Origin of the sequence: Clostridioides sp. GD02404 (assembly GCF_045898275.1) — a bacterium.
GTDB lineage: Bacteria > Bacillota > Clostridia > Peptostreptococcales > Peptostreptococcaceae > Clostridioides > Clostridioides difficile_A.
Genome location: NZ_JBJOCA010000014.1, coordinates 78095 through 93251 on the forward strand (window position 1 = coordinate 78095; position 15157 = coordinate 93251).

General features: G+C 29.5%; 14 protein-coding genes and 1 riboswitch. Of the genes, 1 reads left to right on the forward strand and 13 read right to left on the reverse strand.

Features of this window, described 5'->3' with window-relative positions:
• Positions 1 to 21: 21 nt before the first annotated feature.
• The 7 genes from Q3287_RS10310 to metK all read right to left on the reverse strand — a co-directional run bounded on the left by Q3287_RS10310 (position 22) and on the right by metK (position 8938).
• Positions 22 to 342 carry a PTS sugar transporter subunit IIB gene (locus Q3287_RS10310; protein WP_407964042.1) on the reverse strand — a complete coding sequence of 107 codons (321 nt, stop codon included), beginning with the start codon at positions 340 to 342 and terminating at the stop codon, positions 22 to 24.
• Positions 343 to 367: 25 nt separating this feature from the next.
• A complete protein-coding gene (locus Q3287_RS10315; protein ID WP_054268712.1) occupies positions 368 to 676 on the reverse strand; it encodes a PTS lactose/cellobiose transporter subunit IIA in 309 nt (102 codons plus the stop codon).
• Positions 677 to 817: 141 nt separating this feature from the next.
• Positions 818 to 2731, reverse strand: coding sequence for a PTS sugar transporter subunit IIA (locus Q3287_RS10320; RefSeq protein WP_074179954.1), 1914 nt, complete (start codon positions 2729 to 2731; stop codon positions 818 to 820).
• A gap of 333 nt (positions 2732 to 3064) precedes the next feature.
• Positions 3065 to 3847 (reverse strand): ComF family protein, encoded by a 783-nt coding sequence (locus Q3287_RS10325; protein WP_054268710.1) that lies wholly within the window; start codon positions 3845 to 3847, stop codon positions 3065 to 3067.
• 2 nt (positions 3848 to 3849) lie between these two features.
• The gene (locus Q3287_RS10330; protein WP_223153382.1) at positions 3850 to 6069 is read right to left on the reverse strand and encodes an ATP-dependent RecD-like DNA helicase; all 2220 of its coding nucleotides are present in this window, start codon (positions 6067 to 6069) and stop codon (positions 3850 to 3852) included.
• Between the two features lie 259 nt (positions 6070 to 6328).
• Positions 6329 to 7426 (reverse strand): hypothetical protein, encoded by a 1098-nt coding sequence (locus Q3287_RS10335; protein WP_054268708.1) that lies wholly within the window; start codon positions 7424 to 7426, stop codon positions 6329 to 6331.
• A 318-nt stretch (positions 7427 to 7744) separates the two neighbouring features.
• A complete protein-coding gene (metK, locus tag Q3287_RS10340; RefSeq protein WP_054268707.1) occupies positions 7745 to 8938 on the reverse strand; it encodes a methionine adenosyltransferase in 1194 nt (397 codons plus the stop codon).
• A gap of 136 nt (positions 8939 to 9074) precedes the next feature.
• A riboswitch (SAM riboswitch) is annotated at positions 9075 to 9178 on the reverse strand.
• A gap of 188 nt (positions 9179 to 9366) precedes the next feature.
• Between metK and yyaC the strand changes: the two genes are divergently transcribed.
• Positions 9367 to 9876: a spore protease YyaC gene (gene yyaC / locus Q3287_RS10345; RefSeq protein WP_161803358.1), complete on the forward strand. Its 510-nt coding sequence runs from the start codon at positions 9367 to 9369 to the stop codon at positions 9874 to 9876.
• Between the two features lie 110 nt (positions 9877 to 9986).
• Here the strand turns inward: yyaC and fabZ are convergent, their stop codons facing one another.
• The 6 genes from fabZ to murA all read right to left on the reverse strand — a co-directional run bounded on the left by fabZ (position 9987) and on the right by murA (position 15142).
• Positions 9987 to 10415 (reverse strand): 3-hydroxyacyl-ACP dehydratase FabZ, encoded by a 429-nt coding sequence (gene fabZ, locus Q3287_RS10350; protein ID WP_054268706.1) that lies wholly within the window; start codon positions 10413 to 10415, stop codon positions 9987 to 9989.
• Between the two features lie 15 nt (positions 10416 to 10430).
• Positions 10431 to 11450: a rod shape-determining protein MreB gene (gene mreB, locus Q3287_RS10355; protein ID WP_021382530.1), complete on the reverse strand. Its 1020-nt coding sequence runs from the start codon at positions 11448 to 11450 to the stop codon at positions 10431 to 10433.
• Positions 11451 to 11645: 195 nt separating this feature from the next.
• Positions 11646 to 11906, reverse strand: a complete 261-nt coding sequence (gene spoIIID, locus Q3287_RS10360; protein WP_044212029.1) for a sporulation transcriptional regulator SpoIIID — start codon at positions 11904 to 11906, stop codon at positions 11646 to 11648.
• Between the two features lie 97 nt (positions 11907 to 12003).
• Positions 12004 to 12672 (reverse strand): peptidoglycan DD-metalloendopeptidase family protein, encoded by a 669-nt coding sequence (locus Q3287_RS10365; protein ID WP_407964043.1) that lies wholly within the window; start codon positions 12670 to 12672, stop codon positions 12004 to 12006.
• A 65-nt stretch (positions 12673 to 12737) separates the two neighbouring features.
• Positions 12738 to 13802: a stage II sporulation protein D gene (gene spoIID, locus Q3287_RS10370; RefSeq protein ID WP_054268704.1), complete on the reverse strand. Its 1065-nt coding sequence runs from the start codon at positions 13800 to 13802 to the stop codon at positions 12738 to 12740.
• A gap of 86 nt (positions 13803 to 13888) precedes the next feature.
• Positions 13889 to 15142 (reverse strand): UDP-N-acetylglucosamine 1-carboxyvinyltransferase, encoded by a 1254-nt coding sequence (murA, locus tag Q3287_RS10375; RefSeq protein ID WP_054268703.1) that lies wholly within the window; start codon positions 15140 to 15142, stop codon positions 13889 to 13891.
• Positions 15143 to 15157: the final 15 nt, after the last annotated feature.

The following is a 15157-nucleotide window of genomic DNA, read 5'->3' on the forward strand; positions in this document are numbered from 1 at the left end:
TTTTCTATTATAATCCTACACTTATTTAGATTTTATTAACTTTATAGCAAGTTTTAATACTTTTTCACCATTCATAGTTCCATAATCAGCTTCATTTATCATATCTATAGGCTTACCTTGTGCTTCAAACTTTGGCTTTAATTCCTTTAACATGTACTTAACTTGTGGCCCTAATAATATACAATCTGGATTTTTTTCTACAACTATTTTATCAATTTCTGCTATCGGAAATGCTTCTACTTCTATTGGTAAATTATGCTCATCAGCTACCTTTTGCATCTTACCTGCAAGCAAACTTGTTGACATTCCAAAACTACAAAATAAATATACTTTTCTTTTCATTCTTCTAAATCCCCCTTAATCTTTTTTATTTTAATTTTTGAATTTCTTTTCTTAATATAATCATTTCTTTGATAAGATTTCTCTCGCTCATACAAGTCATTAGATGGTCTTGAGAGTGAATTAACAATATAGATATATCTGACTTATCTCCTCCAGCTTCTTTTTGTATAAGTTCAGTTTGTACTTTATGTGCTTTTAAAATTTCTTCGTTTGCACTTTCAATCAATTCATCTGCTTTCTTAAAATCGTTTTCCTTAGCACAACTAAGTGCTTCATAAAGCATGGATTTTGCATTTCCAGCGTGAATTATAATCTTTAAAACTATTTCTTCCATTTTTTTCCTCCTAAGTTGCTTCTCTGCTTTTAGATAGTTTATATCTTACAAATATATAATATCGTATAAAAACAAAAAAACATGCACAACTTTTTCCATCACATGGAAAATTTTGTGCTTATTTACATCTCACTATGAATTTTAAATAAGAACATCTTTTATTTTTGATATATCACACTTACTTAGAGTATCCAACATACCTTCATCTTCTGTTAAACTAGATATTTCTTTAAATAACTCTCTAAATATTTTTCTATCATCATCCTTTTTGTAAGCTAATAAAAGTATAATATTTATATCTTTTCCATTTCTAATTTTTATTGGTGTCTTTAATCTTGCAAAACATAACACAGATTGCTTTATGTATTTCATATCTCCATGAGGAAATAGTATTCCTTTGCCAACATTGGTTGGATATGATTTTTCTCTTGTTATAATAGATTCTAAATACTCTTTTTCAGCATAATGCTTTTCAATTAACAAATTAGTTAGATATGTTATAGCTTCATAAATATCATCGTGTTCTAACTCTCTTATTAAATAATCAGACATCATTAATCTATTCATAAGCTTGTATGATGTATCTTTTTCTTTTATTTTATTTGTAAATTCCTTAAGTTTGTTTTCATCTTCATCAGTAAATAACGGCGTTGTTATGAAAATTGGCTTTTGAATATTTTCATATTCTTGAAATGCAATTATAAAGTCTATCATTTTATTGAAGTTGTCTCTTTTTAAATCTTCCTCTCTTAGAGTTTCAACAATTTCTATATTATCAAATCTCTTTTCTATTTTCACTTTTAATAACATACTTACCCCAAAACTAAATGGGCATACAATACTTGCTTTCTTATTTGATTCCCTCTTATTATATTTCCTTTCTAAAGATGTTTGAAAGTGGAGTGTAAGGTAACCTATTTCATCTTCTGTTATTTGTTTTCCTTTTAATTCAATTCCTATTGAATTTGATATTACTGTGAATAAAAAGCAAAATTTAGTTTTTATATTATCTAAAAGTGGATTCTCCAAATATACATTACTTTTCATTTGGTGCATTGTAACATTTAAATGACATATTAATTGCTCATAAAGCAATATATCATTATTGAAATTTATTCCTGATTCTTCTGATACTAAATTTATAATTTTTTTTGTATATTCTACTAACTCTTCATTTAAATATAATGCTCTTTTAGTGTTACTACTATTTATTTGCTTATTCATACCAAATATTAAAGATTCTATAAACAATTTTTCTTCATGATTTAACACTATAGATAAATTAGATTTTAATTCATCTTCTATATCTAAAATAAGCATTTTTAATTTGAGCTCTTTCTTGTCATTTAATACCTCCAAAGAATTTCCTAATCTTATTCGTATTATATTTATAAGTAAAAACAACATTAATTGTCTGAATGATATATCTGTAAGTCTTATATCCATATTCTCTTCTATGGTAGACATTATATTTTTAACAACTATTATATCTACTATATGAAAATACTCTATTTCATCTATATTTAGCCTATATTTATCTATGTACTTAAACAAGAATGATACTAACATTACTCTTATGTCTTTCTCATCTCCTTCAATACATATACCACTGCCTTTTTTAGTTAATACATTTAAGTTATAATTATTTAATAACAATGATAATTTACTTATTTCTTCTCTGACAATATTTTTATTTATATATAATTTGTTAGATAAATCATTTAAGGTGATTTTCTTATTGTTACAAAGCAGTAAATTCAATATCTCAACTTGCTTATGTAGCTCACTATTTACTCTTTTAACTTCACCTCTTAACTTCTGATTTACTAGTATTTTATCTGTATCATCTCCACTAAATTTAACTCCTATGTTAGGTTTTCTTTTTATATAAGCATTACAGAAAGTAGATAACCAGTCATCAATATATTTGCAATCATTTCTTATTGTCCTTTCTGAACATTCAAAATCATTAGCAATCTCATTTACATTTATAAAATCTTTTTCTAATAGCAATGTCGTTAACAAGTTTTCCTGTCTTTTGTTCAAATATATCACCTCTTTATGACTTAATTTTAATTTATTATACACAAAAAAGAGCTACACATAAAAGTATTATGCTAGCTCTCTTTAATATGATATTTAGCTGACCTGGTTTTTGACCCCACACTCGCCTACTGGAGGGTTCGCTTGGGTTCGCCGCACTACTACTCTCTCTCGATTTTATTACCGGTAGGTCTTACTTCTAAGCCGCACCATGATCATTAACCCAATTTTTAGTGTTAACTTACGTGGATCCTTTTGCCTGCGACTGGCTTGGACTTTCAACCACAGACCTAAATATCACTTATTCATTTTAATATTTTAAATTAAAATTGTCAACATATAAGATTATTCCATAACATAATTATCACTTGCTCTTGTCAGTAGAGTCAATACAAATACCTTATTAGCACCAGATAACTTTAGAAGTTTAGAAATTTCATTTGTTGTCAAACCCGTAGTAAATATATCATCTATTAAAAGTAAATTTTTATCATTTATTAATTTTATATTTTCTTTAACTTCAAATACATTTTTTAGTTCTTCTTTTCTTTCTTTTTTGTTTAATTTATAGAGCATTCTTGTATATTTTTTTCTACTTATACAATCTAATAATGGAATATTAAGTATCTTACTTAAATTAGACGCTATTTTTTGCGCTTGATTAAAGCCTCTTTTGTTCAACCTTTTTTTATGAAGAGGAACAAATAGTATATAATCAAATTTCAAGTTTTCTAAATGCAACTTTTCTTTCATTATCTCAGCTATATACCTAGCCATAAATGTTTTCTGATTATATTTTAGCCCTAATACTATCTTTTTGGTTACATCATTATATTCAATACAGGATATAGATTTATCAAAATAAAAATCTTTATTAAAACAGTAACTACACTCTTCAAAAAACTCCTTTTCAATTGAATGATGTATTATTGGTTTTCCACATTTCATACAACCATCTTGTATAAAATTCATTTCATTAAAACAGCTTTTGCATATTGAATAAGTATTTGTTTTCTTTATGGATTTATCACAAATTATGCAACTTATATTCTCAGGATATATAAAATCCAGACATTTATTAATCATGTTTTGTAAACGCTTAATAAAATTATCATTGCATATTTTCATATTTATTCTATCAACAGCCCTTCTCGCTTAAATTTATTTAACTTATATCCTAAATTTGAATATCTTTGATTCACTCTATTATTTTTTATCATATATTCAAGATACTTTACATCTCCAACTAATACAACTAATTTTTTTGCTCTTGTTACAGCTGTATATAACAAATTACGGCTAAGCAACATAGGTGGAGCCCAAGTTATTGGTAATACTACAACTGGAAATTCACTTCCTTGACTTTTATGTATTGTTGTACAGAAACTATGGTCGATTTCATCTAATTCATCATATAGATAAGATACAATTTTAGTTTGGTCAAATAATACATATATGGTTTTCTTATCTTTATCTATGTGGTAGACATATCCAATGTCTCCATTATAGATACCTTCTCCACTTTCTTTTTGGTCTTCTGTCTCCCATTTTTTTGTATAGTTATTTTTTACTTGCATTACTTTATCGCCAACTCTAAATAGTCTTTTAGAAAAACTTTCTTCAACTTTAAATTTTTCTTTTTTGTTAAGATACTTCTGTAACTCTATATTGAGATTAGTAACTCCTAACTCACCTTTTCTCATTGAAGATAAAACTTGTATATCTTTTAATTTATCAACCTTATAAAATTTAGGTAATCTTTCATTAACTAATCCTATTATTTCATTTAATATTTCTTCATTAGTAGATTTTCTTATAAAAAAGAAATCTTTCTCTTTTGTATTTAAATAAAGAGGTTCTCCATTGTTTATTTTATGAGCATTTACAATTATCATGCTCTCTTGTGCTTGTCTAAATATTTCATTTAATTTAACCACATTTATAATATTAGAATCAATCATATCTTTAAGTACATTTCCAGCTCCTACAGAAGGTAATTGGTCACTATCTCCAACCAAAATAACTCTTGTTCCTAATTTTATAGCTCTAAGCAAGTTGTACATTAAAATAATATCTACCATTGATACCTCATCAACAATGATTACATCTGAATTTATTGGGTCTTCTTCATCTTTGAAAAAAGTTAAATCATCATCTGTTGAGAAACCCATTTCCAACAATCTATGTATAGTTTTTGCTTCTTTATCAGAAGTTTCACTCATTCTCTTTGCTGCTCTTCCTGTAGGAGCTGCTAAGGTGACACTTTTACCATTATTCTCAAATATTTCTATGATAGAATTAATAGTGGTTGTCTTACCAGTTCCTGGACCACCAGTTATAATTAATACTCCACTATTAATAGATTCTTTGACTGCTAAAATTTGTTTTTCTGCTAACTTGATTTTTTTATCTTCTTCCAAAATATTAATTTCACTATCTATATCTATTTTCAAGTCTTCGAATTCATACTGTGATAGTTTTACTATTTGGCTACATACTCCATTCTCAGCTAAGTAGTATGGCATAAGATATATAAGATTTTCATTGTTTACTTTCTCTATATGTATTTTTTGATTATAAACTAGCATCATTATGCACTCTTTTATTATTTCTCCTTTTAGCTCCAATAATTTTTCCGAATCTTGTATTAGGATATGCTCTGGTAAATATGTATGTCCATTGCTTAGAGATTTATTTAAAGTGTATAAAATTCCCTGACAAACTCTATCCTTGGAATTTTTATCTATACCAATTTTATTGGCTATACTGTCAGCCACCTTAAATCCAATTCCTCTTATATCTTCAGCAAGTTGATATGGATTTTTATTTATAACTTCTATTGCGCTACTTTTATATTTCTTGTATATTTTTAGACAGTAATTTGGTGTTATTCCAAAAGGAGATAGCTCTATTATTATATTTCTCAGTTCTCTATCTTCTTCATAACTTTTTACTATTTGTTTTACCTTTTTACTCCCTATACCCTCTACTTCTTGTAGTCTCTCTGGTGAATTTTGTATGACATTTAGTGTATCTACACCAAATTTATCAATTATTCTCTTAGCCATTTTTTCACCAATACCATGTATCATTCCAGAAGATAAATAGACATAAATTCCTTCTAAGGATGAGGGTGTCACTGGCATAAAACTATTTACTTCAAACTGAGTACCATAAATCTTATGGTTTACCCATTTACCTTCAACTTCTATACTTTCTCCAGTTGCCAAAGTAGGCATACATCCTACAATTACAATTTCATCTTTTTCATTTACTAGATGAGCTATTGTATATCCATTGTCCTCATTTTTAAAGACTATTTCACTTATCATTCCTTCTAATTTTTCCATTTTTATCTCCTAAAAATACTAATACTCGCTCCTGTTAAGTCAGTATGTTTTATATGTCAAACTGTGATAGTTCTAGAAAAGTTTTTATATTTTTATACTTAACGTAATTTCCAACTATTATACATTTTATCAGAAACAAAAAAATTGTGCATCCAAAAATATGACACCTTAAAAAACAGGTGCCATATTTTAATAACTATTTTATTTTAATCACTTTATGTGTAAACTACAAATTAAATTTCATAAAATTATCCTAATGCTAACTTATTTCAGATTTATTTTCCTTATATCCACTGGTCTTAGTAATTCTTCTATAAAGCATACATAGTAAAATTAAAATTCCCATGTAACCTGTATATGGATATAGAGTTCCTACTAGTTTATCAAATGGTAATAAGCCTCCTATACACGCTAATATACTTACTACTATTGTTATAATTCTAAATTTAGGATGGTCATCTTCTACAAATCTGTTAGTTACTGACCATAATAGTGGAACAGCTGTAGTGTATATTCCTAATAAAAGTACTACTGAGAATAAAACACCTATTATTGGAGATATTTTATCAGCTAAGTAAAGTGCTGGTATCTCTTTTGTATATATATTTCCTATGTCTGAAAGCAATGCTAGATTCATCATTATAGCTGCTGCCATAAGAGCTATTCCTCCTACTATACCACCCCATACAGCATCTTTTTTGTTTACTGCAGAAGAGCCCATTCCTGTTAAGAATGTGATTACTATAATTACATTATAACAAGTATAAAGCACGCCTGAGAAATACCCACTTGATGTAGCAGTTTTAATGTTTAGACTATCAACCATAGCCCCAGCATTTGGTAAAGCATCAATATTACTACATAGACTAATAGCTCCTACTAAAAGTGTAAATATTATTATTATAGGACCTATATTACCTAGTATCTTAGAAAGTCTTGTTAGACCTAAAGAAACAGTTATTAGGGAAACGATTGCCATACCAATCCTACCTACATATGGATTTAATCCATAGTACTCTGATAATGTAGCTCCTGCCCCTGCAATCATTATTACTAGTGTTCCAAATAAGAACAATGGTCCAAACCATTCAAAGAATGTACCAAGATATTTTCCACAATATACTTGATAAATCTTTATTGGCTCCTTAAGTTTTAGCTCTCTTCCTTTATCTATAACTTCTGCTCCAAACCATGAAAATAATACCATAGATATTATTCCACCTATAATACCGGCATACCCATAAAACGTAAAAAATTGCAATATCTCTTGACCAGTTGCAAATCCAGAACCTATTACAGTAGCTACATAAGCTCCAGCAAAACTTATAACAGTTTTAATATTTACTTTTCCTGACATACACTACTCCCCCCTAATTAAAATAATTTTTAAAGTGTAAGTTTATTAAGATTATATTAGATGTATTGTTGTGATATTTCAATATATTTTCAATTATTTAACAGTAGTTAACACAATCTTAACCATTCTTTAACATATTTTCCATGATATGTACTGATTTAGTATAATATTAAAAAATATAATACACTAATCTAATTAAATACTGTTTATTTATTATATGATGGGAAATTAACATTTATTAAAAATATTTAATCTACAATAAAAAAACTGTTAGAATATAATTGTGAAATTACATTCTAACAGTTTATTAATTAAAAATTATTCACCTAAGGCATCTTTTCTTAATTGCTCAACTTTGTCAATTTTTTCCCAAGGTAAATCTATATCAGTTCTACCAAAATGACCATAAGCAGCAACTTTTTTGTAAAGAGGCTTTCTTAAATCTAAGTCTCTTATTATAGCTCCTGGTCTTAAATCAAAGTGTTTTTCTACTAATTCAACAAGTTTTTCCTCTGAAACTTTACCTGTCCCAAAAGTATCTATGAATATAGACAACGGTCTAGCTATACCTATAGCGTATGCAAGTTCTATCTCGCATTTATCTGCAAGACCAGCTGCAACAATATTTTTAGCAACATATCTAGCTGCATAAGCAGCAGATCTATCAACTTTTGTAGGGTCTTTTCCTGAGAAAGCTCCTCCACCATGTCTAGAATATCCACCATAAGTATCTATTATTATTTTTCTTCCTGTAAGACCTGTATCTCCTTGAGGTCCTCCTATAACAAATCTTCCTGTTGGATTTATATAAATTTTAGTTTCTTCATCAAGTAATTCTGCTGGTATAACTGCTTTAATAACATGATTAATTATATCTTCTCTTATTTTATCATTTGATACTGTTTCACAATGTTGAGCTGATATAAGAACTGTATGTACTCTTACAGCTTTATTTCCTTCATATTCAACAGTAACTTGAGTTTTTCCATCTGGTCTTAAATAATCAACTATACCTGTCTTTCTAACTTCTGTAAGTCTTCTTGATAATTTATGAGCTAAAGATATTGGAAGTGGCATTAATTCTGGAGTCTCATTACATGCAAATCCAAACATTATTCCTTGGTCTCCAGCTCCGACTTTTTCTATTTCTTCTTCTATTTCTTCTCCAGTCTTACTTTCTAGACCTTCATCAACTCCCATAGCTATATCTCCAGATTGCTCATCTATAGAAGTTATAACTGCACAAGTATCACAGTCGAATCCATATTTAGCTCTTGTATATCCAATTTCTTTTACTGTTTCTCTTACTAGTTTAGGAATATCTACATAAGCAGATGTACTTATTTCTCCTGCTACTAAAACTAATCCAGTCGTAACTGTAGTTTCACAAGCTACTCTAGATTGTGGGTCTTTTTCTAATAATGCATCTAATATTGAATCTGATATTTGGTCACATATCTTATCAGGATGTCCTTCTGTAACTGATTCTGACGTAAATAAATGTCTTGCCATTTTTATTCCCCCTTATACATTCTCAATTTTTATTATAGGTTTTACCTTATTTTTAATTTTAGAAATTTTACTCAAAATAAAAAACCTCTCCTTTATAAGAAGAGGTTAATAATCGTAATTGCATACTAATTAACTGACCTCATCTTTCAAGACTTTTGTCTTGTAGGAATTAGCACCTTTTCCCATTTGGGTGGTTGCTGGGCTTCACAGGGCCTATCCCTCAGCCGCTCTTGATAAGGTAATCAAGATTTAAGTTTTGTTTTACTTTACTAGCTTACTATTTTTTTAAAATTTTGTCAAGATTTTTAGTCATATTTTTCCCATTCCTTTTTTTGTAAGACAAATAAAATATTATCTCTATCTGAAATTTAAAGTTAGGTCTTTTTATTGTTTTTTATTCATATATTTTTTTGAAGGGGGTGTTCCTATTGTATTTAGCTAAAGTAAATTACAGCGATGATGATGTTATACAGATGCTAAGTTCAGTTCTAAAAACTATAATTAATGAAAATACGATTGTTGTTTGCATAGGAACAGACAGGGCTATAGGTGATACTTTAGGCCCTTTAGTTGGAACAATACTTAAGAACAGTAAATTTAAATACCCCGTTTACGGTACACTAGATAACCCTATTCACGCCTTAAATATATATGAATCTTTAGACACTATAAAAAATACACATATACAAGGTAACTTCTTGGCTATAGATGCTTGCTTGGGGTCGCAGAGTAACATAGGTAATATACAAATTAGAGAAGGACCTATCCTGCCCGGAAAAGGTGTTGGCAAAAAACTACCTCAAATAGGAAATTATTCTATAGTAGGAATTGTAGATAAAATTGATGAAAATAATAGACTTTCATTTAATAATATACGTCTTAGCTTTATATTGGACTTAGCTGAAACAATAGCCTTAGCTTTATTAGTATCCACCTAAGTCCAATGTGAAGTAACTGATAAAATTTTTTATATAAAAAGGTAGATATTTTAGAGTATCTAATTGAATACTCCAAATTATCTACCTTTTTACTTTTATATTGTGAATCTTTACTTTTCCACCAAAGCGAACATTAATTCACCTTTACAGACAAGCTCATCACCAACATATGCCTTAGCATCTGCCTTAGCTATATTTCTTCTAAGAGTTGTCATTTCAACTTCCATAGTTAATGTATCTCCTGGTCTTACTTCTCTCTTAATTCTAACCTTATCTATACCTGCAAATACACCTAATTTTCCTTTATTTTCATCTACAGACATCATTGCAACTCCACACACTTGTGCCAAAGCCTCTACTATCAATACTCCTGGCATCAATGGATATTCTGGAAAGTGACCTTGAAAAAATGGCTCATTCACTGTTACATTTTTTATACCAACGGCTCTTTTCCCAACTTCTAACTCTGTAATCTTGTCCACTAATAAAAATGGATATCTATGTGGTATTAATTTTTTTATTTCATCTATATTTAGCATTCTTAACTCTCCTAATTATTTTCTTCTAAAAGACCCACCTGTTTCAAGTAAGTCTATTGAACCCAAAGCTATTCCTGTCCCTTTTGCAACACAAGACAATGGCTCCTCTGCTATTGTAACAGTTATCCCTGTTCTTTGTTCTATTATTTTATCCAATCCGTATAATAATGAACCTCCACCAGTCATTATTATACCAACATCTCCTATATCTGCTGCTAATTCAGGTGGTGTTTTTTCTAAAACAGCATGAGTGGCAACTACTATTTGCTCAACACATTCTCTAAGCGCTTCTAGCATTTCTGTTGAATTTATAGTTATAGAACTAGGAAGCCCTGTAATTAAGTTTCTTCCTGTTATCTTCATATATTTTTCTTCTTCTCTCTTAAATGCAGAACCTATTTCAAACTTAATTTTCTCTGCTGTCCTTTCACCTATAAGAAGATTGTGTTGTTTTTTCATATACTTAACTATAGAATCATCAAATCTATCTCCACCAACTTTTATAGATTCACTTACAACAGCTCCTCCTAGAGATATTACGGCTATATCCACAGTCCCTCCACCAATATCTATAATCATATTACCATTAGGTTGTGATATGTCTACTCCAGCTCCTATTGCTGCTGCTATTGGTTCTTCTATGATATATACTTCTCTAGCTCCGGCTTGTCTAGTAGCATCCTCTACTGCTCTTTTTTCTACTTCTGTAACACCAGTTGGCACACATACCATAATTCTTGGCATGAAGAATCTTCCAAATCCTTTTTTATCAACTATCTTATCTATAAAAGATTTTAACATCTTCTCAGTTACATCATAATCCGAAATTACACCATCTCTTAAAGGTCTTATAGCAACTATATTACTTGGTGTTCTTCCTATCATTTTTTTAGCTTCTTCTCCCACAGCTAAAACAGAATCTGTCCTATTATCTATTGCTACAACAGATGGTTCTTCTAAAACGATTCCCTTACCACTAACATAAACAAGTACGTTTGCAGTACCTAAATCTATGCCTATATCAGCTCCAGCCATTTTTTCAACTCCTTCATTTATATATTAGATTATATTATAAGTCTACTTTAATACTCCTATAATAAAGCATATACAAAAAACTCGCTTTAATCAAGAGAAAATAAATGTTTTGAGGGTATTATTATTTTGCTATTTATAATTATTTAATATATTTATTACAATAATCTAATTCAATAAAAAAAGTAGGTTTTTAACCTACATTTTTTTATGTTCCTTCTCATACTTTAATTTAGTTGCTAATCCCCCTCTAATATGTCTCTCTGATTTATTCTTGTCTAGCACACTTTTAACTTCTTTGGCAAGGGATGGATTTATTTCCTTCAATCTTTCTGTAACATCCTTGTGAATTGTACTTTTACTTACTCCAAATGTCTTGGCGGTTTGTCTTACTGTAGTGTTTTTTTCAAGTATATATTTTGCTACCACTATGGCCCTTTCCTCTATATGAGATCTCAAAGATTACCCCCCTCACATAATAGCTTTAATGATATATATGTAAAAACACCAAAAAATATAACAAGCTTAACCAAATATGATTAAACTTGTTATACTTTTACTTAATTAGACTCATTGGGTCTATAGATTTCTCTCCATTATATGCCTCTAAGTGTACATGGATACCCTCTTCACTTTCTATTTGAGAAGTACTTCCTACAGTACCTAGAGATTGTCCTTCTGTTACCTTTTGTTCTTTTTTAACACTAACATTTTCATCTAAATTTGAATATACAACTACAATATTATTGTCACTTTTTATTTTTACTGATTTTCCATATTCTTCATCATCAAATACATCTACTACCATTCCGTTTAATAGAGCTTTTATTTCTTTACCTTTAGTACAGCTAACATCTACACCTTTATGAGTCTCCCAGACATCTAGTGTTTTTGAATAACTAGGTTCTTTTTCTGAATATCCTCTTATTATTTTATCTCCAATGTAGTTTAATTTTGTTGTACTCGACTTATTTTCCTCTTTTGACTTAGCTTTTTCTAAGTTTTGTTTTGAATCTGTTGAAGTGGGAATAGCATCTTTCTTATCTTTTTCAATCAAATGTATTTCCTCTTCACTATCTTTATTAGCATTTTCTATCATGCCTTTATTAGAAGCTAATTTATCTACATTATTATTTGTAAACCAAACTCCACCTACTGCTAATAAACAAACACATACAAATAAAGATAAATAAAAACCATCTTTTTCTAATAGCTTTTTCTTCATTTTGCACCTCCAAATATATTTCTACATTTGGATTATTGACGTGTTTTTGGTATTTTATACAATTATTAGTATATATCTTTTATTTTTGTATCTGTGTAGTAATGTGATAATATATCATAATATTTATAGCCTTCTTCCGCCATTCCTTCTGCTCCCCACTGGCTCATACCAACACCATGACCATATCCTTTTACTACAAAATCTATGTATCCTTCTCCAAACTTTATGTCAAAATTTGCAGAGTTCAACTTAAAAACAGTTCTAATGTCTTTTCCAGTCAACTCTTTATTTCCTAGTTTTATTTTCTCTACAGTTCCTGCATCACTTCTTTGAGTTATTGAAACTTGTTTACTTAAATTATTTGCATCTATTACAATAGTACTATATGCTCTTCTAAGACTCTTGACAAAGTCTGTATTGCTTATTTTAAGTGTGGATGCAAACTTAGGAGAATACTTATCATAAGGACTTTCTACAGATTTTAAATAAGGATATTTTGCAGAAAATACTTCTTCACTGTTTTCTGTTTTTCCTGAAGATGTAGAAAAATAAAGAGGAAGTATTGCCTTATCACTATAAGTTATTATCTGTCCTTTAGTCCCTCCAACTGCTTCTTGGATTTTAGAATATTTGTTCTTAATCCATTCTTCTCCATTTAACTTTTTGAGAGTAGCATAACTTTTGTATTCCTGACAGTGCTTATAGTCAGTACATACTACTGCATTTTTATGTTTACCTGATTGTCCATGCTCTTGCTTATATACTACATATGTTCTAGCTGCCACAGCCTGAGCTTTTAAAGCTTCTATGTCAAAATCTGAAGACATCTCACCAGCTATCACTCCACATAAATAATTTTCCATGTCCATTTTTTCAGTTTTTCCTGTTATATGATTGTACACATTGATGATTGGTGTTTTTTTATTTACAGTTTCATAGTTCACTATCTTTTTTTCTTCTTCATTACTTTCTTCTTTAATATCGCTTTTTTTAATAGTTTTGTTTATAGAAACTGACTTCTCTGGTTTTTCAGTTAGTTCTACATTTTTATAAGAGACTAAAGTTATAAGTGATGGAACTAACACAGAACAAGTCACGAATCCTAACAAAACAACCAATGGGTTCTTCATATACTCTCCTCCTTAGCTTTTAAAACCTTGTATTTAAGTATATGAACAACCCTATTAATTTATAACTTTCTTCTCTAAACCAATTATTAATCTTCTACTATTTCGATTCGACCACCTAATGCTGTTATCTTCTTATCTATATCAACATAACCTCTTTGAATATGGTATATTTCTCCTATTTGAGTTTCTCCTTCTGCTATAAGACCACATAAAATAAGTGCTGCACCTGCTCTTAAATCAGTAGCATTTACTGCTGCACCATGTAATTCATCTACACCATTAACAACAGCACTTCTTCCATCTATTTTTATATTAGCTCCCATTCTATTAAACTCTGCAACATGCATAAATCTATTTTCAAAAACAGTTTCTATAACTACACCAGTTCCATTTGCTACAGTAAGCATAGCCATAAATTGTGCTTGAACATCTGTAGGAAACCCTGGATGTGGTAAAGTCTTTATATCTATTGGTTTTAACACCTTTGGACCCACTACTCTAACAGAATTGTCCATCTCTGTAATTTCACAACCAGCTTCTCTTAATTTAGCTACAACTGGCTTTAAATGCTCCATTAAAACATTTTCAACAGTTATATCACCTTTTGTCATAGCTGCTGCAACCATATAAGTTGCTGCTTCTATTCTATCTGGAATTACATTATGCTCTGCTCCTTTTAGCTCTTTAACACCTTTTATCTTTATAGTGTTAGTACCTGCACCTTTAACATCTGCTCCCATTTCATTCAAAAAGTTTGCTAAATCTACTATCTCTGGCTCTTCTGCTGCATTTTCTATTATTGTAGTACCTTCTGCTAAAGAAGCCGCCATCATTATATTTTCAGTTGCTCCAACAGATGGGAAATCTAGATATAATTTATTTCCTACTAACTTTTCTGTTGCTGCTTCAACAAATCCATGGTCCATCTCTATGTTTGCACCTAAAGCTTTAAATCCTTTTAAATGTAAATCTATAGGTCTTGTTCCTATAGCACATCCTCCTGGCATAGAAATTTTTGTACTATTAAATCTAGCAAGTAATGGTCCCATAACCAAAAAAGAAGCTCTCATCTTTCTTACAAGCTCATATGGAGCTTCACAAGTCTTTATATTACTTGCATCAACAGTAAGTGTATTTTCTTTATATTCAACCTCTGCTCCTACATGTCTTAATAAATCTGATATAACATGAACATCTCTTAAATTTGGTACTCCATTCAATGTTGATTTTCCGTTCGCTAATAAAGTCGCTGCTATTATTGGTAAAACTGCATTTTTTGCACCATCTATTTTAACACTACCTTTAAGTGGATTACTCTTTTTTACTATTATCTTAGCCATATTTTTTGATCTCCT

Bases quoted from the DNA above. Each gene is read 5' to 3' on its own strand.
- Q3287_RS10310 (WP_407964042.1), bottom strand. From the start codon at position 342: ATGAAAAGAAAAGTATATTTATTTTGTAGTTTTGGAATGTCAACAAGT.
- Q3287_RS10315 (WP_054268712.1), bottom strand. From the start codon at position 676: ATGGAAGAAATAGTTTTAAAGATTATAATTCACGCTGGAAATGCAAAA.
- Q3287_RS10325 (WP_054268710.1), bottom strand. From the start codon at position 3,847: ATGAAAATATGCAATGATAATTTTATTAAGCGTTTACAAAACATGATT.
- Q3287_RS10330 (WP_223153382.1), bottom strand. From the start codon at position 6,069: ATGGAAAAATTAGAAGGAATGATAAGTGAAATAGTCTTTAAAAATGAG.
- Q3287_RS10335 (WP_054268708.1), bottom strand. From the start codon at position 7,426: ATGTCAGGAAAAGTAAATATTAAAACTGTTATAAGTTTTGCTGGAGCT.
- metK (WP_054268707.1), bottom strand. From the start codon at position 8,938: ATGGCAAGACATTTATTTACGTCAGAATCAGTTACAGAAGGACATCCT.
- fabZ (WP_054268706.1), bottom strand. From the start codon at position 10,415: ATGCTAAATATAGATGAAATAAAAAAATTAATACCACATAGATATCCA.
- mreB (WP_021382530.1), bottom strand. From the start codon at position 11,450: ATGGCTGGAGCTGATATAGGCATAGATTTAGGTACTGCAAACGTACTT.
- Q3287_RS10365 (WP_407964043.1), bottom strand. From the start codon at position 12,672: ATGAAGAAAAAGCTATTAGAAAAAGATGGTTTTTATTTATCTTTATTT.
- spoIID (WP_054268704.1), bottom strand. From the start codon at position 13,802: ATGAAGAACCCATTGGTTGTTTTGTTAGGATTCGTGACTTGTTCTGTG.
- murA (WP_054268703.1), bottom strand. From the start codon at position 15,142: ATGGCTAAGATAATAGTAAAAAAGAGTAATCCACTTAAAGGTAGTGTT.